Annotated in this window: 15 protein-coding genes; 7 read left to right on the top strand and 8 right to left on the bottom strand. The window is 70.6% G+C overall.

The genetic code is table 11. From position 1 onward, the window contains the following. Window position 1 precedes the first annotated feature (1 nt). From AB0I53_RS33955 to AB0I53_RS33935, 5 genes are read right to left on the bottom strand one after another with little or no spacing between them, the layout of a single operon-like run. Window positions 2-949 carry an acyl-CoA dehydrogenase family protein gene (locus AB0I53_RS33955; protein WP_358612383.1) on the bottom strand — a complete coding sequence of 316 codons (948 nt, stop codon included), beginning with the start codon at window positions 947-949 and terminating at the stop codon, window positions 2-4. Then, window positions 946-2,034, bottom strand: a complete 1,089-nt coding sequence (locus tag AB0I53_RS33950; protein WP_358612380.1) for an acyl-CoA dehydrogenase family protein — start codon at window positions 2,032-2,034, stop codon at window positions 946-948. Before AB0I53_RS33950 ends, AB0I53_RS33955 begins: the two co-directional genes overlap by 4 nt. Next, window positions 2,031-3,362 carry an MFS transporter gene (locus AB0I53_RS33945; RefSeq protein WP_358612377.1) on the bottom strand — a complete coding sequence of 444 codons (1,332 nt, stop codon included), beginning with the start codon at window positions 3,360-3,362 and terminating at the stop codon, window positions 2,031-2,033. The genes AB0I53_RS33950 and AB0I53_RS33945 overlap by 4 nt, the downstream gene beginning before the upstream one ends. 3 nt (window positions 3,363-3,365) lie before the next feature. Then, window positions 3,366-5,441, bottom strand: a complete 2,076-nt coding sequence (locus tag AB0I53_RS33940) for an acetate--CoA ligase family protein (protein ID WP_358612374.1) — start codon at window positions 5,439-5,441, stop codon at window positions 3,366-3,368. Then, window positions 5,438-6,220 (bottom strand): enoyl-CoA hydratase-related protein, encoded by a 783-nt coding sequence (locus AB0I53_RS33935; protein ID WP_358612371.1) that lies wholly within the window; start codon window positions 6,218-6,220, stop codon window positions 5,438-5,440. Before AB0I53_RS33935 ends, AB0I53_RS33940 begins: the two co-directional genes overlap by 4 nt. Window positions 6,221-6,430: 210 nt before the next feature. On the opposite strand from AB0I53_RS33935, the gene AB0I53_RS33930 reads away from it, so the two are divergent. Beyond that, window positions 6,431-7,771 (top strand): WD40 repeat domain-containing protein, encoded by a 1,341-nt coding sequence (locus AB0I53_RS33930; protein WP_358612368.1) that lies wholly within the window; start codon window positions 6,431-6,433, stop codon window positions 7,769-7,771. 67 nt (window positions 7,772-7,838) lie between these two features. On the opposite strand, the gene AB0I53_RS33925 is transcribed toward AB0I53_RS33930, so the two are convergent. Further along, on the bottom strand, window positions 7,839-9,320 hold the full coding sequence (locus tag AB0I53_RS33925) for an MFS transporter (protein WP_358612365.1): 1,482 nt from the start codon (window positions 9,318-9,320) through the stop codon (window positions 7,839-7,841). A 138-nt stretch (window positions 9,321-9,458) separates the two neighbouring features. Between AB0I53_RS33925 and AB0I53_RS33920 the strand changes: the two genes are divergently transcribed. Then, window positions 9,459-9,650: a WD40 repeat domain-containing protein gene (locus tag AB0I53_RS33920; protein WP_358612362.1), complete on the top strand. Its 192-nt coding sequence runs from the start codon at window positions 9,459-9,461 to the stop codon at window positions 9,648-9,650. A gap of 93 nt (window positions 9,651-9,743) precedes the next feature. Here the strand turns inward: AB0I53_RS33920 and AB0I53_RS33915 are convergent, their stop codons facing one another. Further along, window positions 9,744-10,397 (bottom strand): GntR family transcriptional regulator, encoded by a 654-nt coding sequence (locus AB0I53_RS33915; protein WP_358612359.1) that lies wholly within the window; start codon window positions 10,395-10,397, stop codon window positions 9,744-9,746. A 163-nt stretch (window positions 10,398-10,560) separates the two neighbouring features. On the opposite strand from AB0I53_RS33915, the gene AB0I53_RS33910 reads away from it, so the two are divergent. The 5 genes from AB0I53_RS33910 to AB0I53_RS33890 all read left to right on the top strand — a co-directional run bounded on the left by AB0I53_RS33910 (window position 10,561) and on the right by AB0I53_RS33890 (window position 17,091). Next, a complete protein-coding gene (locus AB0I53_RS33910) occupies window positions 10,561-11,349 on the top strand; it encodes an IclR family transcriptional regulator (RefSeq protein WP_358612356.1) in 789 nt (262 codons plus the stop codon). Between the two features lie 26 nt (window positions 11,350-11,375). Continuing rightward, window positions 11,376-12,989: an OPT/YSL family transporter gene (locus AB0I53_RS33905; protein WP_358612353.1), complete on the top strand. Its 1,614-nt coding sequence runs from the start codon at window positions 11,376-11,378 to the stop codon at window positions 12,987-12,989. Between the two features lie 43 nt (window positions 12,990-13,032). After that, window positions 13,033-14,097 (top strand): hypothetical protein, encoded by a 1,065-nt coding sequence (locus AB0I53_RS33900; protein WP_358612350.1) that lies wholly within the window; start codon window positions 13,033-13,035, stop codon window positions 14,095-14,097. 424 nt (window positions 14,098-14,521) lie between these two features. Beyond that, window positions 14,522-15,793: an alpha/beta fold hydrolase gene (locus AB0I53_RS33895; protein WP_358612347.1), complete on the top strand. Its 1,272-nt coding sequence runs from the start codon at window positions 14,522-14,524 to the stop codon at window positions 15,791-15,793. Window positions 15,794-15,855: 62 nt separating this feature from the next. Next, window positions 15,856-17,091, top strand: coding sequence for a PAS domain S-box protein (locus AB0I53_RS33890; RefSeq protein WP_358612344.1), 1,236 nt, complete (start codon window positions 15,856-15,858; stop codon window positions 17,089-17,091). Between the two features lie 8 nt (window positions 17,092-17,099). Here the strand turns inward: AB0I53_RS33890 and AB0I53_RS33885 are convergent, their stop codons facing one another. Next, on the bottom strand, window positions 17,100-18,458 hold the full coding sequence (locus tag AB0I53_RS33885) for an NAD(P)/FAD-dependent oxidoreductase (RefSeq protein WP_358612342.1): 1,359 nt from the start codon (window positions 18,456-18,458) through the stop codon (window positions 17,100-17,102). Window positions 18,459-18,705 lie beyond the last annotated feature (247 nt).

The following is an 18,705-nucleotide window of genomic DNA, read 5'->3' as shown; positions in this document are numbered from 1 at the left end:
TTCAGGCGGTGAGGTGCTCCCAGAGGCCGGTTTCGCCCGCGGCGAGCGCCGCCCGCCCCAGCTCGGCCGACCAGCGGCGCTCGCTGCCGTATTCGTCGCGCCACGCCCACAACTTCCGTGTGACGTGGTGCAGCGAGTGCTCGCGGGTGACGCCCATCGCCCCGTGCAGCTGGTGCGCGGCACGGGCGATGCTGGTGGCCGTCCGGGCTGCGGTGATCTTCGCGGTCGCCGAGGCGGTGAAGGCGCGTTCTGCGGAGTCCTCCTCGTGGATCCGCACCGCCCGCGCCACCGCGGCTTCGGTGGCGACCAGGTGGGTGCTCATCTCGGCCAGCCCGTTGGCCACCGCCTTGAGCGCGATGAGCGGACGACCGAACTGCTCCCGCTGCGTGACGTGCTCGCGGGTGCGCGCGTATGCGCCACGCGCGGCGCCGAGCAGCGCGGCCGCGTTGAGCACAGCGGCGCGGGCGAGGACGGCGTCGTGCGAAGGAGCGTCGGGCAGGGGAGTCGTGGCACCCGAAACCCGGATCGTGTCGCGCGGTTCACCGGCGAGGTTCTGGCCGTGCTCGACGTCGCCGTTCAGCTCGACCAGATAGGCGGATTCCCGCTCCGGACGCACCACGACGTGGTCGGCGTGCCTGGCCCACGGGACGTTCTCGAGGCCGGTGGCCGCGACGACGAGCCCCGCCGGGAGCTGCTCGCCGAGAATCCACTGCGCCAACGACGTTTCCAGCAGCGGCACGCTCACGCCGCTCGCCGCCGTCGCGGCGATCAGCTCCGCCAGGTCGCCCAGCGTCCCGCCGGCCCCGCCGCGCTCCTCGGCGGTGCCGACCTGCGGCCAGCCCAGTTCGACCAGCGTCGGCCACAACGGGTGCAGCGCACCGTCCGGCGCCTCCGGCGAAGCCCCGGACAGCACGTCCGCGGCGACATCGGTGATCAGCGAGTTGCTCAACGTCGGGCCTCCTGCTTGGCGAGGATGGACAGCAGCACCTCCGAGGAGCCACCGCGGATGCTGAAACCGGGCGAGGCGAGGATGGCCTCGCCGAGCGTGCTCTCGGGCGAGACGATCCCGGAATCCATTGCCCGGCGGGCACATTCGAGCACGTCGCGCTCGAAGGCGGTGCCGAGGTATTTCAACGTCGCGGCGGCCTGCACGGGAGCCTCGCCCGCGTCGACCGCCTCGGCGACCTGCACGCACAACGCCCGCAGCGTCGCCAACCGCGCCACCAGCTCGCCGACTTCGGCCGCCAGGCCTTCGTCACCACTGCCCAGCAGCTCCTCCAGCACCGGATAGGTGGACAGCACCCGCTCGGGCCCGCCGCGCTCGTAGGCGAGCTGCTCGGTGACCTGCCGCCAGGCGTTGCCCTCGACGCCGATCACCCGCTCCTCGGGCACGAAGACGTTCTCGAACACCACCTCGTTGAAGTGGTGCGAACCGGCCATGTCGATGATCGGCGACACCGACACGCCGGGATCGCTCATGTCCAGCACGAACTCGGTCAGCCCGGCGTGCTTCACCTCGGACTTCTCGGTGCGCGCCAGCAGGTAGGCGTGCGTGGCGTGGTGCGCGTGGCTGGTCCAGATCTTGCGGCCGTCGATGCGCCAGCCGCCCGCGACGCGGGTGCCGGTGGTGCGCACCGCGGCGAGGTCCGATCCGGCGTCAGGTTCGCTCATGCCCAGGCAGAAGACGAATTCGCCCGCGGCGATGCCGGGCAGGATCTCCTGCTGCAGCCGCGGCGTGCCGTGCCGCAGGATCGACGGGCCGATCTGCCGGTCGGCGATCCAGTGCGCGGCCACCGGCGCGCCGGCCCGCAGCAGTTCCTCGGTGACGACCAGCCGTGCCAGGTTGGACTGCTCGGCGCCGCCCACCGAACGCGGCCAGGTCATGCCCAGCCAGCCACGCTCGGCGAGTTCCTTGCTGAAGGCGAGGTCGAAGGACCGCAGCCAGGCGTCCGGCCGCGGCCGGTACCGGCCGTCGGCCCGCCAGCTCCGGCACAGATCGCGCACTTCCCGGCGCAGGTCGGACAACGGACTCATGCGACGGTCTCCTTTCCGGTGCTCTGCAGCTCCTGCTCGGCACGGCTCAGCGCCGCGGTCTTGGTCTCCGGCATCAGCAGGTAGGTCAGCAGCGACACCAGACCGCAGGCCGAGACGTAGAAGAAGAAGTAGTTCTCGACGCCCGCGTCGCGGAACGCCAGCGCCACGTATTCCGCGGTGCCGCCGAAGATCGCCTGCGCCAGCGCGTAGGGGATCGCGACGCCGACCGTGCGGATGCCGGTCGGGAACAGCTCGGCCTTCACGCAGGCGTTCACCGACGAGTACCCGGCCACGATCGTCAACGCCAGCATGGTCAGCGCCAGCGCGACGCCGAAGCTCGTCCAGCGCTGCATCGACGTCATGATCGGATAGGTGCCCAGCGTGGTGCCGACGCCGAAGAAGATCAGCACCGGTCGGCGGCCGATCTTGTCCGAGAGAGCCCCGCCCAGCGGCAGCAGGACGGTGAACAGGCACAACGCGATGAACATGACCCGAGCGGCGTCGGGTTTGCTCAAGCCCACGGAGTTGGCCAGGTACTTCGTCAGGTACGTGGTGTAGGTGTAGAAGGCCACGCTGCCGCCGAGGGTCAGCGCGAACACCAGCACCGCGGCCCGGCGGTGCTTCCACACCTCGCGCAACGTGCCCCGGCGCATCTGCGCGTCGTGCGATTCCTCTTCGACGTAAGCCGAAGTCTCGTGCATCCGGCGCCGCAGGTAGAACACCACGAGCGCGGCGATCGCCCCGATGACGAACGGGATGCGCCAGCCCCACGCGGTGAGCTGCTCCTCGGTCATGACGGCCTGCAGCACCATCAGCACGACGAGCCCGAGCAGTTGCCCGATCGTCACCGACACGTACTGGAAGCTCGAACCGAGGCCGCGCCGGCCCCGCTGCGACACCTCGGTGAGATAGGCAGCGCTGGCCGCGTACTCGCCGCCGAGGCTGATGCCCTGCATGATCCGCGCGACCAGCAGCAGCACCGCGCCGAGGTAGCCGGCCTGCTGGTGGGTCGGGGCGATCGCGATCAGCAGCGCGCTGAACGACATCATCGTCACCGACAGGGTCAGGCCGAACTTGCGGCCTCGCCGGTCGGCGATCCGGCCCAGCACCCAGCCGCCCAGCGGGCGGGCCAGGAAACCCACCGCGAACACCGCGGCGGTGTTCATCAGCTGCGCGGTCGGATTGCCCTTCGGGAAGAACTGCCCGGCGAAGTACAGCGCGAAGTTCGCGTAGACGAACCAGTCGTACCATTCGACGGTGTTGCCGATCGACCCGCTGAGCACCGCGCGGGCGTGGGTGAATCGGCGGGGCTTCGTCGACCCGCTCATGTGCTACCTCCGGGTTCTTCCGGTCACGACGAGGTCGGCGGCGACCGCGCCGGACCCGTGGACCACGAGAGGGTTGATCTCCAGTTCGCCCAGCCGGTCGCCGAGTTCCACGGCGGCCTGGGAAATCGACGCGATCGCGGCGGCGGCCGCCGCCACGTCGCAGCGCGGGCGACCGCGGAAGCCGTCCAGCAGCGGCCAGCCGCGCAACCGCCGCAACAACGCGGTTGCCTGCTCGGCGTCCACCGGCCCGAGGGCGGAGACGACGTCGCGGTACAGCTCGGTCGTGGTGCCGCCCATGCCGACGGTCAGCACGGGCGGAAAGCCGTGCTCACCGCCCTGCACGCCGACCAGCAGCTCGACGCCGCCGGGCAGGAGTTCCTGCACCAGCACGCCGTTGATGCGGGCCTGCGGTGCGTTCACCGCGACGGTTTCGAGCATGTCCTTGGCGGCGTCGACAACCTGCTCGGCCGGAACGCCGACCACGACGCCGCCGACATCGCTCTTGTGCGCCAGATCAGGAGATTGGACCTTCAGCACGACCCGATCGCCGATCTCCTCGGCGGCCGATCCGGCCTCGGCCGGATCGGCCGCCAGCCGTCCCCGCGGCCGGGCGATCCGCATCGCATCGAGCAGTTCCGCGCCATCGGCCTCGGTGAGCGCCGGCCGGTCCAGGAAACCGGCCAGGCCGCGCGGCGCGGCGACGGCGGCGCGGCGCTCGTCGTGGGGAACCAGGTGCGCGATGAGGCGCAGCGCGGCGGTCGTCGTGCCCAGCACGGAAACGCCGTTGCGGCGCAGCAACGAGGCCGCCGCGGCGATCTGGTCGTGGGAGTAGATCCAGGCGACGACGAAGGGTTTGGCGGTGCGTTTAGCGGCTCGAAGGATCGACTCCGCCACCGCCACTGCGGGCTCGCCGCCGATGGTCGTCAGCACCACCAGCACGGCGTCCACCTCGGCCGATTCCGCGACGGTTTCGCACACCGCGCCGAGCTGCGCGTGGTCGTTGATGACCTGCGCGGTGACGTCCACCGGGTTGACGACGCTGCCGAACGACGGGATGAGCGGCTCCAGGACCGCCTGCGTCGCGGCGTCGAGCTCGGGCAGCTCCAGGCCGTTTTCCTCGGCCTGGTCGGCGGCCAGCCCGCCCGCCCCGCCGGAACTGGTGATGACGCCGATGCGGCCCGCCAGCAGGCTCGGGGCGCCGGTCAACGCGACCGAGGTGTCCAGCAGTTCGTCGAGGTCGTCGACCTGGATCGCGCCGGATTCGCGGGTGAGCAGGTCGAAAGCGGCGCCGGAGCGCACCAGCGCGCCGGTGTGCGAGGCGATGGCGCGTTCGCCCGCCGAGGAGCGGCCGGAGCGCAGCACGACGATGTGCTTGCCGAGTTCGGCGGCGCGCGCCGTGAGCTGTGCCCACCGCGCCCCGTCGGGCAGTTCCTCCAGGTAGCAGGCGAGCACCCGGACGTTCGGGTCGGCCACCAGCAGCTCGGCGGCGTCGGTCGCGGTCAGGTCGGCCTGGTTGCCGACGCTGATCCAGGCGGTGAGCCCGATCCCGCGATCCCGCGCCAGCCCGAGGAAGCTGCCGCCGAGCGCGCCGCTCTGGCCCACGTAGGCGATGCCGGTATCGCCCGGCTGCGCACCGTCCGCGGCGGCGGTGAACGTGGCGGTCAGCCCGGTGGGCCGGTAGATCAGGCCCTGGCAGTTCGGGCCGATCAGCCGCAGCCCGTGCCGCTTCGCCGCCGCCACCAGCTGATCCTGCAGCTCCCGGCCGTCCGCGCCGATCTCGGCGAACCCCGACGACAGCACCACCACGCAGGACGCACCCGCGCGGCCCGCCTCGTCCACCACCGGCAGCACCCGCGACGCCGGAACCAGCACCAGCACGAGGTCCACCGGGCCCGGCAGTTCCAGCAGCGACGGGTAGCAGGGCAGCCCGTGGATCTCCCGGTGGTTCGGGTTGATCGGGTAGACAGCGCCGTCGAAGTCCCGCAGGTAGCGGGTGAGCCGCCCGGCCATCGCGGAGCGCTCCGAGGCCCCGACGATGGCCACCGCCCGCGGGCGCAGCAGTCCGTCCACAGTGGTCACCGTCCCCGGAACTCGGGCTTGCGCTTCTCGCGGAAGGCCTGCATCGCCTCGGCGGAGTCCTCAGTGGACTGCACGACGGCCATGTGCGAGGAGATCAGGTCGAGGGAGGTGCGCAGGTCGGTGCGAGCCGACTGGTACACGGTCCGCTTGATGGCCCGGATCGCCACCGGCGGGCCGTCGGCCAGGCGCCGGGCGAACGCGTAGGTCTCGTCCATCAGTTCGGCGTCGGGGACGCACCTGCTGGCGATGCCGACGTCCACCGCGGTCTTGGCGTCCACGAAGTCGCCGGTCCACAACAGCTCCAGCGCCTTCGCGGTGCCGACCAGGCGCGGCAGGTAGTAGCAGCCGCCGTCGCCGGGGACCAGGCCGACGCGGACGTAGCCCTCGGAGAGCCTGGCCGACTCGCCGACGAACCGGATGTCGCACATCAGGGCCATGTCCATGCCCGCGCCGACCGCGACGCCGTTGACCGCCGCGATGACCGGCTTGTCCAGGTCTTCCAGGGCGAGGGCGACCTGGTGGATCCGGTCGGTGAGGACGGTCTTGTGGTCCAGCACCGACTTCTCGCCCGAGGTGAAGGCGTCCAGGTCGACGCCCGAGCAGAACGCGTCGCCGGCGCCGGTGAGCACCAGGACCCGCACCTCGGGGTCGAAGCGAGCGGAGCGGATGGCCGCGGCCCACTCGTCGATCATCTCCATGGTGAAGGCGTTCTTGCGCTTCGGGCGGTTGAGCAGGATCGTCCCGATCCCGTCCTTGACCTGGTACTCGAGATCCGCCATGTCCGTCCCTTCCCCGTCGTTGGTCCGGGCCCGAGTTAAGCACTCGACACCAGCGGAGTCCATACAAAATTGTATTCAATTTTCGGGAGCTCGCGGATGCGGCCGAACCGCGGGTGGGGGGCCGGACCGCGGCGATACGGTCCTGAGCCGTGATCAACTGGCTTCCCTCGTCGGGCCCCCGGCCTGTCGTTTCCCCGGAGTTGAGCGCCCATGGCCACTGACCTCTTCGGGATTCGCGTCCTCGACGTCGATCTCGACCGCCGCGAAGCGCAGCTGTGCGTGTACGTCGTCTACTACGACTCGGGTTCTCGGACCTACCTGTCGCCGCCCGAACGGGATCCGGGATTCTTCCTGGCGTTGTTGTGGCAGGCCGGTCGCTTCGAACACCGGATCGGCGAAGCCGTGTCGGTCGAGCAGATCGGCGACCGGGACTGGATGGTCGAGAACGCCCGCTGGTTCGTCGAGCACGTCGAGCGGACGGCCGTGGAGAACGACCCGCCTTCGGAAGAGAACTGGGAGCAGCTCCAGGACTTCTACTACGAGCGCTTCGGCTCCTGGGAAGACGAGGACCTGCTCGTGCAGGCCGACTACACCGTCCGGGTCACCGACCCGGCCTGGATCGAGCACCTGAAGCCGGGTCAGGCGTGGGGCGCCGCCGCGTATCCGGTGCACGCGGACTGCCCATCTCCCGAAGACCTGCCGCATTTGCCGAACGTGCACGACCCGGTCCTGGCGGTGCCCTCCGATGAGGACGGGATCCACAAGGTGGCCTTCTCCGACGACAGCCGCTTCCTCGTCGTCTCGGGCTACGACGAGGAACTGGTGGTGTACGACTGCGCCGACTGGTCGGAGCACGACCGCTTCACCTTGGGGTACAGGATGTTCAACTGGCGGTTGATTTGGGCTCCCGGTCGGCACGTGATCGTGCAGACGGACCTGGAATCGCTGGAAACCAGGCAGCTGGCGTACGACGTGGACGCCCGCGCGAAGGTTGAGATCTCTCTGGAACTGGGCACCGCGCGCTCGCGCAACGATGCCCACCGCATCGACTTCGGCTACGAGGACGGCGTGGAATTCCACGTCGAGGGCGGCGAATCGGTGCGCGTGAGCCCGGCCGAAGGACTGCGGATCGAGTTCGTGGCCTTCGCCGAGGATGAGTCCCGGCTGTTCGCGGCCGGGAGCGGGCCCGATGTGCACGTGATCGACACCTCGTCCAGGAGAGTGGTCGACAAGATCCCGGACGTCGCGGCGGACGTGGTCGGGCTGGCGCTGAGCGCGGACGGCCGATACCTGGCCACCGCGGAGAAGCCCGCGCAGAACCCCTGGGAGGACTGCGGGCACCAGCTGTGCGTCCGCAGGCTCAGCGACCGCGAGGTGGTCGTGCGCCACTCGCCGGGCGCCGACATCGTGGACCTGGCGTGGTCTCCGGACGGCCGCTGGCTCGCGGTCTCGTTCGAGGACTCCGACGGTTCAGGAGAAACCCGGGTCCTGCGCATGGGACTGCCAGCGGAATCGCCCGCAGAGCTGCTTCCTGCCGCGCCTACCGCCTAGTTCGCCCCGTGCTGCGGCGCTCCCTCGGCTGGAGCGCCGCAGTTTTCATGATGGGCCGCGGTCGTGGTCAGGTGATGGGCAGCGTGTGCGTCGTTGCGGCCGTGGCGGCGGCGTAGTCGCCGAGCCGTGGCTTGGCCGGGCGGCGGGCGACCAGCAACGCGAGTACGACGCCCGCTGCGGAGAAGGCGGCGAGCGCGATCGACGCTCGCGACAGGCCGGTCGAGAGGGCGTCCGCGGGCGGTTCGCCTCCGGTTGCGCTTCTGGTGGCGACCTGCGCGTAGATCCCGGCGACGACGGCCGTCATGACCGCGCCGCCCACGTACCGCGCCATGTTCGAGATCCCGGAAGCCGCGCCCACCTGCTCGCGTGACACGGCCGCGGTGGCGACCGACGATGCCGGGCTGTTGGAAAGGGCCAGCCCCACGGCGACACCGAGCAGCGGGAGGACGAACGCGCCGTAACCCCACGATGGCCGAACCGCGGCGAGCGCCACGAACGCCGCGGTGAGGATCGCGAATCCGGCCACGATGACCGGGCGCGCGCCGAAGTAGTACGCCAACGGCGCGACCAACGGCGCCACGAGGACCACGACCGCGGCCACCGGCAACGTCGCCAGCCCCGCTTGCAGGCTCGTCATGCCGAGGGTTTGCGGGGCCTGGAAGTACAGGCTCACCAGGAAGCTGAGCGCGGCGATCGCCCCGGCCCCGATCAGAATCGCGCCGGTCGAACCCACCAGAAGGGCGTTGCGCAGCAGGTTCAGGTCGACCAGCGGGGCGGTCACCCGGCGTTCGACCACCACGAATCCGACCGCGGCCAGCGCGGACAGGACCAGGCACAGCACCGTGGGCGGCGACAACCAACCCCAGGACGAGCCCTCGGTCATGGCGAACACGAACGGCACGAGCGTGGCGGCGACCAGGCCGGTGCCCGCCAGATCGATCGTGCGGGCGCGGTTCGGGTCGCGGGATTCCGGCACCGTGCCCAGCGTGAACGGGATGCACACCAGTGCGATCGCCGCGTCGATCCAGAACAATCCCTGCCAGCCGGTGACCTCGTTGAGCACGCCGCCGACCACCGGGCCGGCCGCGGCCCCGGCCGCGGCCGCAGCGCCCCACAGGGCGACCGCCTTCATCTGCGCGGCCCCGGACGAGCTCACCGCGAGCAAACTCAGCCCGCTGGCCAGGATCGTCGCGCCGGCCGCGCCCTGGATCAAGCGGCCCAAGATGACCTGCACCCCGGTTCCGGCAATGCCGATGAGCACGCACGACACCACGAACAGGGCCAAGCCCGCCAGGAACAAGCGCCGCCGGCCGAAGACGTCGCCCAGCGCGCCGGACGTGACGATCACGGCGGCCCCGACCAGGAGGTAGCCGGTCACCGCCCACTGCAGCACGTTGATCGGGGTTCCCAGGTCCGCGCTGATCGAGGGGATCAGGATGCTCACAGCGGAGGTGTTGGCGTTGACGACGAACGTGGACAAGCACGCCGTGCCCAGGACACCCCATCCCGCGCGCACGCCGGATTCCGCGCCACCCGCCAGAGCGCTCATACCGCCACGATCGCCCGGATCCGGCACCGTCCACAGAACCGAAGGACCCGAAAAGGTGCTCGCGCGCCGGGAAGTCGGAGGAGTTGTGGTCGCGCCTCCAAGACTGAGGAGGACCTCTGGGACGACCGAGGCGGCGAGTTGTGCGTTCGCCGGATCGCCGACGGCCAGATCGTCATGAGCCACCGGCCGGGCGACCACTTCGTCGGCATGGCGTGGTCACCGGATGGCCGCTGGCTCGTCATCGGCCTCGTCGACGGTGTGATCCGGGTGATGCGCACCGGCCTGCCGCAGGAAGCCCCTGAGGGCCTGCGGTCGCCGAGCCGTCCCTGACCGCCTCAGCCGGGCGGGCTCCCGGTTGCGGGCGCCGAGTTGTCCAAAGTGGATCAGATCTGGCATTCGCGTCATCGTCCACTGTGGACGAGATCAGCCGGGCAGCGGCAGGCTGGCGCCGAGGGTGGGGGCGAGCTGGGCCGGGGTGGCGTCGCGGTGCGAGTCCATGATCGCGATCGCTCGCTCGGTCTGCCCGCGGCGCAGCGCGTTGATCAGCTGCCGGTGCTCGCGGACGATCCGGCGGCGCGCCGACTCGTCGTACAGGTACACCGCGCGGTACGCCTCCGTCATCTTCCAGATGCGTTCGATCTCGTCGACGACCAGGTTCAGGCCCGAACTGCGGAAGATGACGAAGTGGAAGTCGTGGTTGAGCTCGATGATCCGCAGGACGTCGACCGCCTCGGCCGCGTCCGCGATGCGCTCGTTGATCTCGGTCAGCTCGATGATCTGCGCGGTGCTCAGCCGCGGCAGCTCCCGCAGCGCGATCGCCTCCAGTGCTGCGCGCATCAGATAAGCCTGGCGCAGTTCCTCCGACGACAGCCGGGCCACCGTGTAGCCGACGTTCGGCTGGTGGCGCACCACGCCCTCCGCTTCGAGCGACTTCAGCGCTTCGCGGACCGGCACGCGGCTGACGCCTAAGCGTTCGGCGAGCGCCTCCTGGCGCAGCGGCTGGCCCGGCAGCAGCTCCTGGCTGCGCATCATCTGCCGGATCAACTCGACGGCGCGGCCCACCGAAGTCTCCGCCATGCCCTCACCTCACGCTCCGCTGGATCGGTGCTCGCGAGAGTAACGCACCGTGGTGATCCGACTTCGGGCGCAACGTATTGACAAACCCGCTGGCCGAGCGCACCGTATCCCCCAACGCGGTGCGTAAATAGCGACAGCGTTGTGCATATCGCAACATTAAAGGTTGGAGGCCGGTTTGGCGAGCTCGGGACTCCTGCAGACCGCGGATCGGGCCATGCAGGTGCTGCTTTCCTTCTCCGACCAGCGGCCGGAGTGGGGCGTCAGCGAGCTCGGCCGTGAACTCGGGCTCGACAAGTCCGTCACGCAGCGGCTGCTGGCCACGCTCGCCAGCCGCGGCTTCGTCATCGCCGACCCCGAGACCCGGCGATACCGGCTCGGACCGGCGATTTCGCAGCTCGCCCGGGTCGCCGAGCGCAGCGGTGCGCTGAGCCTGATCGCCAGGCCGGTGCTCGCGAAGCTGGCCCGGGAGACGGGGGAGAGCGCCGTGCTCAACGTCGCGCACGGCGGCTCCTACCGCACGGTGGCCGCGGTGGACGCTCGCGGGCCGCTGAGCTACTCGGCGATCGTCGGGCACGTGATGCCCGGTCACGCTGGGTGTTCGGGGCACGCGTTGTTCGCCGGGCAGCCGCTCGACGAAGTCCGCGAGTTCTTCGGGCCCGAACCGCTCACCCGGTTCACCCCGAACACCCCCACCACCTACGCCGAACTGGCGCAGCGGTGGCAGGAGGTCCGGGACACCGGGGTTTCGGTGTCGGACGGCGAGTTCGACGCGAACGTCGGCGCCGTCGCGGTGCCGTTGCTGCTCTCCGGCGCGACGGTCGCCTCCCTGACGTTGATCGGCCCGGCCGAACGCGTCACCGGCCGGATCGGCGACCTGATCGCCCCGCTGCGCGCCGCCGGCGCCGACCTGTCCAGCCGACTCGCGCCCGGCAGCGCCGGGTCGCCCAGCTGACCGACCGTTTTCCGGAAAGGCTGTTCATGACCATCAGCGACCCCGTGGCCGGCGCCGAACGCGCGCATCCGCGGGCCTTCGAGCCCACCGTGCTGGTGATCACCATCGTGCTCTCCGTGGTCGGGGCGATAATCGGCCTGCACCTGATCACCACGCTCGGGATCTCGGCCAACACCTCCGTCATCGGCGCGCTGATCGCGATGATCATCGGCCGGATCAACGTCGCCGCGCTGCGCAAGATGCGCTCCGTGCACCGCCAGAACCTGGTGCAGAGCGCCGTTTCCGGTTCCACCTTCGCCGCCGCGAACTCGCTGCTGGCGCCCATCGCGGTGCCCTTCGCGTTCGGCCGCGCCGACCTGGTGTGGCCGGTCTTCGCCGGCGTCGCGATCGGGCTGTTCGCCGATTCCTTCGTGCTGTACCGGCTTTTCAACTCGCGGCTGCTGCCCGCGCAGGCCCCTTGGCCGCCCGGCATCGCCGCCGCCGACACCATCATCGCCGGGGACAAGGGCGGCCGGCGGGCCGCCGTGCTGGCCGGCGGCGCCATCGTCGGGTTCATCGGCGCCTTCTTCAAGCTGCCGGTCTCGGCGGCCGGCGTGGCCTTCATCGGCAACATCTGGGCACTCGGCATGTTCGGCGTCGGGCTGCTGTTCAGCCAGTACAGCCCCACCTGGTTCAACGTCAACATCGGCAGCCTCTACATCCCGCACGGCGTGATGATCGGCGCCGGCCTGGTCGCCCTCGGGCAGGCCGCCTACCTGATGTTCCGGAAGAAGGAGCGGAGCACCGAGCGCACCACCTCGGTCGATCCGAGCGAGGTGCCGCAGGTCGACGAGAAGGCGCTGCGCAAGGGCGTTCTGCAGGGCTACGCGCTGTTCGTGCTCGGTGCCGCCGTCGTCGCCCTGGCCGGCGGGCTGATCTCGGAGCTGTCGGTGCCGGCGCTGATCCTCTGGGTCCTGGCGGCCGCGCTGGCCGCGATCATCCACGAGATCATCGTGGGGCTCGCCGCGATGCACTCCGGCTGGTTCCCGGCCTTCGCCGTCACGCTCATCTTCCTGGTGCTCGGCCTGATCCTCGGGGTGCCGCCGGTGGCCCTGGCGCTGTTCGTCGGCTACACCTCCGCGACCGGGCCCGCGTTCGCCGACATGGGCTACGACTTCAAGGCGGGTTGGCTGCTGCGCAAGGAACACCGGCCCTACGACGCTTTCGAGCGCTCCGGCCGGTTCCAGCAGTACCTCGCCTCGCTGGTGGGCTTCGCCGTGGCGACCGTCGCGGTCGCCGTCTCGTGGCAGGCCTTCTTCGGCGACGGGCTGCTGCCGCCGGTCGCCAAGGTCTACGCCGCCACCATCCACGCCGGGCTGTCCGATCCGAACGTGCTGATGACGTTGCTGCTGTGGGCGATTCCCGGCGCGCTGATCCAGTTCTTCGGCGGCGCGAGCCGGCAGATGGGCGTGCTGCTGGCCACCGGCCTGCTGATCGCCACCCCGCAGGCCTGCTGGCTGGTCTTCGGCGCCCTGGTGGTGCGGATCGTCTACCGCTGGCGGCGCGGCGACAAGGCCGACGAGGACCTCAACCTCGTCGGCGCGGGCCTCATCGCAGGCGACGCGCTCTATTCGACCAGCCGGATCTTCGAATCCAAGTGACCCGGTCTTTTCGCGGAAATGTAATGAGAGAAGGGGAGTTGTCGTGGAGGTTGTGAGCCGAGTCGAATCCCGGCCGGAGTACCTGTCGTGGGAGGCCGCGATCGGCGCCCGCAAGCTCGTTGAGCAGGTCATGCTGGTCAAGCCGGGCGAAGAGGTGGTGCTCACCGGTGACACCTCGACCGACCGGCGCGTCGTGGAGCTCACCGCGCAGGCGGTCGCCGCGGCCGGGGCCACGCCGACCGTGATCTGGTACGAGACGCGGCCGAGCTCGGCGATGGAACCGCCGGCTCCGGTGGCCGGCGCGATCGCCAAGGCCGACGTGTGGATCGAGTTTAGCGTCGCCTACATCATGCACAGCGACGCCTTCCGCGCCGCCATCGCGAACGGCGCCCGCTACACCAACCTGACCGGCATGGACATCCCGATGCTGGTCGACACCGTCGGCAAGCCCGACTTCGAGGGCGTGATGCGGCTGGGCCGCGCGCTGGTCGCGCTGCTGGAGCAGGCCGACGAGGTGCGCATCACCGCCGCCAACGGCACCGACCTGGTCGGCCGCAACCAGGGCCGCCCGATCAACCTGCGTGGCAAGCCCGCCGAGAAGCCAGGCGAGACCGTGATGCTCTCCGGCCAGATCTCCTGGAACCCGATCGAGGAGACCCAGAACGGCACCCTGGTGTTCGACGGCGCGCTGTGGCCGCCGGCCGAGATCGGGCTGCTGCGCTCCCCGGTGCGCTGCAAGGTGGAGAACGGCGTGGTCACCGAGATCACCGGCGACCGCGACGCCGAGGTGTTCCGGAACTGGATGGAGTCCTTCGACGACCCGAACATGTTCCGGCTGGCGCACTGGTCGCTGGGCTTCAACCCGGGCGTGCTGGTGCCCACCGGCCGCATCGTGGAGGACGAGCGGGTGTTCGGCTGCGTGGAGATCGGCATCGGCACCAAGGGCGCGTGGATCGGCGGCGAGCCGTGGGTGGCGGCGGCGCACACCGACGGCAGCGTGCTCGGCCCGTCGATCTACCTCGACGGCGCGGCGATCGAGCTCGACGGCCGTTACGTGCACCCGGAGCTGGTGCGGATCTGCCGCGAGATCGGCGTCCCCGGGTACTGAGAGCCCGGGTACTGAGAGCCCGGGTATTAATTGAATCTGCGGCAGGGCACGGGGCCGTGAGTCTTTTGGGTCGCTGTAGAGGCTGTTTTGGATGTGGTGACGTGCGGGTGTGGTAACGCGGGCGTTTTGTCTTTGAAGCGGCGCAGCCGCTTAGCCCACCCTCGCAACCGGCACCGCCGCGGGTTCACGGTGCCCACCCCTCTGGGGTTCTTCCAGCGAGGACAGCCCCGACGTGGTGAATTGGCATTCATGATGTCGGGGATCCCACAGCGGGAAGACCGCGGTGACTCCCGCAGGGGGGCCGCCACCCACACCGCCACGCAGGACGAGTTCGGAAACAGGCTCTATAGCAGCCCAAAAGACTCACGGCACCGTGCTCCCCGCCAACCGCGAAGCTCTTGGTCCACTTTGGAAGGTAGGTCGGATGTCCGCCGTCACGTATCGCCGCCCGGGCCTGGTGGCCCGGGACCACGTCTTCCGGGTTCCGTTGCGCCACGACGACCCGGGTGCCGGGGAGATCGAGGTCTTCGGCCGGGCGGTGGTGGCGCCCGGCAAGCAGGACCAGGAACTGCCGTGGCTGATCTACTTCCAGGGCGGGCCGGGCGGCAAGGCGGAACGGCCGCTGAGCACCAGCGCGTGGCTGCGCCGCGCCCTCCAGGACTACCGCGTGCTGCTGCTGGACCAGCGCGGCACCGGACGCAGCACGCCGGCCAACCGCCAGACGCTGGCGGGCCTGTCGCCGGCGGAGCAGGCCGAGCACCTGAGCCTGCTGCGCGCCGATTCGATCGTCCGCGACGCCGAGGTGCTGCGCAAGCAGCTGATCGGCGATGAGCCGTGGTCGGTGCTGGGGCAGAGCTTCGGCGGTTTCTGCGCGCTGACGTACCTCTCGCTGGCGCCGGAGGGGCTGCGCCAGGTGATGATCACCGGCGGCATCCCGACGCTGACCGGACACGCGGACGACGTCTACCGCGCCGCGTATCCGCGCACGTTGCGCAAGAACGACGCCTACTTCGCCCGCTATCCGGAGGACGCCGCCATCGCGCGCCGCGTCGTCGACCACCTCGCGGAGCACGAGGTGATCATGCCGACGGGGGAGCGGCTGACACCGGAGCGCTTCCAGTCGCTGGGCATCCAGTTCGGCCAGGCGTCGCGGTTCGACGCGCTGCACTACCACCTGGAGGAGGCGTTCGCCGGCAGCGTCCTCTCGGACACCTTCCTGCGCGGCGTCGACGCGGCGCTCTCCTTCGCCGAGCGCCCGCTGTACGCCGCGCTGCACGAGGCCATCTACTGCCAGGGCACCGCGTCGCAGTGGTCGGCGCAGCGGGTGCGCGCGGAGTTCGACGAGTTCGACTGGTCCCGGGCCGGCCGCGTCAACTTCACCGGCGAGATGATCTACCCCTGGATGTTCGAGCAGGACCCGTCGCTAGTGCCGCTGCGGGAGGCCGCCGAGCTGCTGGCCGCCAAGCAGGACTGGCCGCACCTCTACGACCTCGACCGGCTGGCCCGAAACGACGTGCCGGTCGCCGCGGCGGTCTACCACGACGACATGTTCGTCGACCGCGACCAGGCGTTGGAGTCGGCGCAGCAGGTGCGAAACGCGCGGGCGTGGGTAACCAACGAGTACGAGCACGACGGAGTCAAGTCGTCACCGGCCGTGTTGGATCGGCTGCTGGCTATGAACCGCGGCGACGCCTGACGTGCACGGTGGGCCACCACGCCGATGCGTGCTGCGGTCGCGCCCGCTATGGTTCGGTTCTCATGTCCCCCTCGGAGCCGAATTTCGCCGCTGGCGTGCCCTGGCAGCGCGTCTTCGACCAGGCGGCGTCCGCGATGGCGATCCTCGACTTGCAGGGCCACTACCTGTACGTCAACGAAGCTATGTGCCGGATGCTCGGCTACCGGCGGGAGGAGCTGGAGGGCCTTGACTACCGGGCCGTGACGCATCCGGACGACATCGACCCGGAGGGGCCGATGGAGTCCCCGGACCTGCTGGAGAAGCGCTACATCCGCTCCGACGGCAGCGTCATCTGGGCCCTGGTGGCGCGGTCGTTCATCCGGGACAGCCACGGCCGGGCCATCCACTTCCTGTCCCAGATCCAGGACATCACCCGGCGCCGGGAGGCGGAGCTGCTGTGGCAGCGCAGCTTCGCCAACGCGCCGATCGGCATGGCGCTGCTGGACCTCAAGGGCGCGTGGACCGCGGTCAACGACACGCTCTGCGCCATGCTCGGCTACACGCGCGAAGAGATGCTCTCGATGTCGTTCACCGACATCACCTACGAGGAAGACGAAGAGCAGGGCATGGCCGCGCTTTCCGAACTGGTCGAGGGCCACGTGGACAGCGCCAGCGTGGAGAAGCGCTACCGGCACAAGCAGGGCCATCCGATCTGGATACTGATCCGGGCGACGACCGTGCCGGGCGCCGACGGAGCCCCGGCGTACGTGGTCAGCCAGTACGAGGACATCGGCGAGCAGCGCCTGGTCGACGCCCGCCTCGCGCACCTGGCGCTGCACGATCCGCTGACCGGACTGGCGAACCGGGCGCTGCTCTCCGACCGGCTCGACCACGGGCTGCAGCAGCTGGCGCGCGGCGACGGCGTGCTGGCGGTGGTGCTGGCGGATCTGGACCAGCTCAAGCCGGTCAACGACCGCTTCGGGCACGCGCTGGGAGATCAGCTGCTGATCGCCGCCGCGCGGGAGCTGCAGCTGGCGGTGCGGGCCGGCGACACCGTCGCCCGCCTGGGCGGCGACGAGTTCGTCGTGGTCAGCCTGCTGCCGGACGAGGACTCCGCGCGGGCCCTGCGGGATCGCGTCGAGCGGCACCTGAACACCGACGTGACGGTGCACGGTGCCCGGATCCGGCTGCGCGCCAGCGTCGGCTACACCACGACCTCCGATCCCGCGATCGCGCCGGACATGCTGCTGCACGCCGCCGACCGGGACATGTACGCGAGCAAGCGGCGCCGCCGCGAGTCGCATGGCGGGGGCCGCTGACCGGCGCGTCAGGCGTCCAGTTCGGCCAGGGCCGCTTCGATCGCCCGGTGGAACGTCGGGTAGGCGAAGATCATCTCCCGCAGCCGCCGCACCGGCACCTCGGCGTGCACCGCCACCGCGAGCGCCCCGATGATCTCGCCGCCCGCCGGCGCGACCACGGTGGCGCCGACCAGGACGCCCCGTTCGGCGTCGGCGACGAGCTTGATGATGCCCTCGTTGCCGACCTTGTGGATCCAGCCGCGCGTCGACGCGGGGATCTGGGTGACCGCGGTGAGCACCTGGATTCCGCCTTCCCGGGCCCGGGATTCGGTCAGCCCGACGGTGGCGACCTCGGGGTCGGTGAAGGTGACCGAAGGCATCGCGCGGTAGTCGGCGACCTCGGAGTCCTGGCCGAGGATGTCGGCGGCCGCGATCCGCGCCTGGTACATCGAGGTGTGCGTGAAGGCCCCGTGGCCGGTGACGTCGCCGATCGCCCAAAGGCCGTCGGCGGCCCGCATCCGCCCGTCGACCGGGATGCTCCTGGCCCGCTCGTCCAGCCCGACGGCCGCGACGCCCAGCGCGCGCAGGTCGGTTTGCCGCCCGGTGGCGACCAGCAGGCGTTCGCCGGTGAACACTTCGCCGGACTCCAGGTGCACCTGGAACAGGTCGTCGTGCTTGACGCGGTCCACGGCGCAGCCGGTGCGGACCTCGATGCCGTCGGCGCGAAACGCCGCGGTGAGCACCTCGGAGGCCTCCGGTTCGGTCACCGCCAGCAGCCGCGGCCGCGACTCCAACACCGTCACCGAGGCGCCGAAGCGGGCGAAGACCTGCGCGAACTCCACGCCGACCGGGCCGCCGCCGAGCACCAGCAGCGATTCCGGCACCCGGGGCGCGGGCACCGCGTCGCGGTTGGTCCAGTACGGGCTCTCGGCGAGCCCGTCGATCGGCGGGACGAACGGGTCGGTGCCGGGGTTGAGCACGATGCCGCGGCGGGCCCGGAACACCTGGTCGCCGACGGTGACCTCGCCGGGCGCGCTGATCCGCCCGACGCCGCGCACCAGCCGGCCGCCGGTGTCCTCGAAGCGCCGCACCGCGATCTCGTCGTTCCAGCCGGTGGTCGCCTCGTCGCGGATGCGGTCCGCCACCGGCGTCCAGTCCGGCCGCACGGTGGCCTGCCCGGCGAGCGCGGGCACCCGCCGCGCCTCGCTGAGGGCGTCGGCGGCCCGCACCATCATCTTGGTCGGGATGCAGGCGAAGTACGGGCATTCGCCGCCGACCAGCCGCGATTCGACCGCGATCACGCTCAGGCCCGCGTTCGCCAGCCGGGCCGCCATGTCCTCGCCGCCCGGGCCCATGCCGATGACCACGACGTCGACCTCTTCGGTCACCGCACCCACCCCTTTTCAGCTTCCGGTGTCGGTTCCAGCCCAACACCACGGCCCGGCCCGCGCACGTCGAATGCCGTGAGTGATCATGGCCGCTCCAGCGACCATGATCACTCACGACCGCCTCGCCTCGTGAGCGATGATGGTCGCTCTGACGACCTGTCCTCGCTCAGGACCTCGTGAACAGTTTGTGTCTCAGGACCTCGTGAACGCTGGCTGGCCTGCTGCTGTGATCATCAGCGGTGGGTGG

This window comes from Saccharopolyspora sp. NPDC050389 (assembly GCF_040655595.1).
Lineage (GTDB): Bacteria > Actinomycetota > Actinomycetes > Mycobacteriales > Pseudonocardiaceae > Saccharopolyspora.
This window is presented reverse-complemented; position numbering and strand designations above follow the sequence as displayed.

Coding starts and splice junctions, on each gene's coding strand:
- AB0I53_RS33950 (WP_358612380.1), bottom strand. CDS start 2,034: ATGAGTCCGTTGTCCGACCTGCGCCGGGAAGTGCGCGATCTGTGCCGG.
- AB0I53_RS33945 (WP_358612377.1), bottom strand. CDS start 3,362: ATGAGCGGGTCGACGAAGCCCCGCCGATTCACCCACGCCCGCGCGGTG.
- AB0I53_RS33935 (WP_358612371.1), bottom strand. CDS start 6,220: ATGGCGGATCTCGAGTACCAGGTCAAGGACGGGATCGGGACGATCCTG.
- AB0I53_RS33930 (WP_358612368.1), top strand. CDS start 6,431: ATGGCCACTGACCTCTTCGGGATTCGCGTCCTCGACGTCGATCTCGAC.
- AB0I53_RS33925 (WP_358612365.1), bottom strand. CDS start 9,320: ATGAGCGCTCTGGCGGGTGGCGCGGAATCCGGCGTGCGCGCGGGATGG.
- AB0I53_RS33915 (WP_358612359.1), bottom strand. CDS start 10,397: ATGGCGGAGACTTCGGTGGGCCGCGCCGTCGAGTTGATCCGGCAGATG.
- AB0I53_RS33905 (WP_358612353.1), top strand. CDS start 11,376: ATGACCATCAGCGACCCCGTGGCCGGCGCCGAACGCGCGCATCCGCGG.
- AB0I53_RS33895 (WP_358612347.1), top strand. CDS start 14,522: ATGTCCGCCGTCACGTATCGCCGCCCGGGCCTGGTGGCCCGGGACCAC.
- AB0I53_RS33890 (WP_358612344.1), top strand. CDS start 15,856: ATGTCCCCCTCGGAGCCGAATTTCGCCGCTGGCGTGCCCTGGCAGCGC.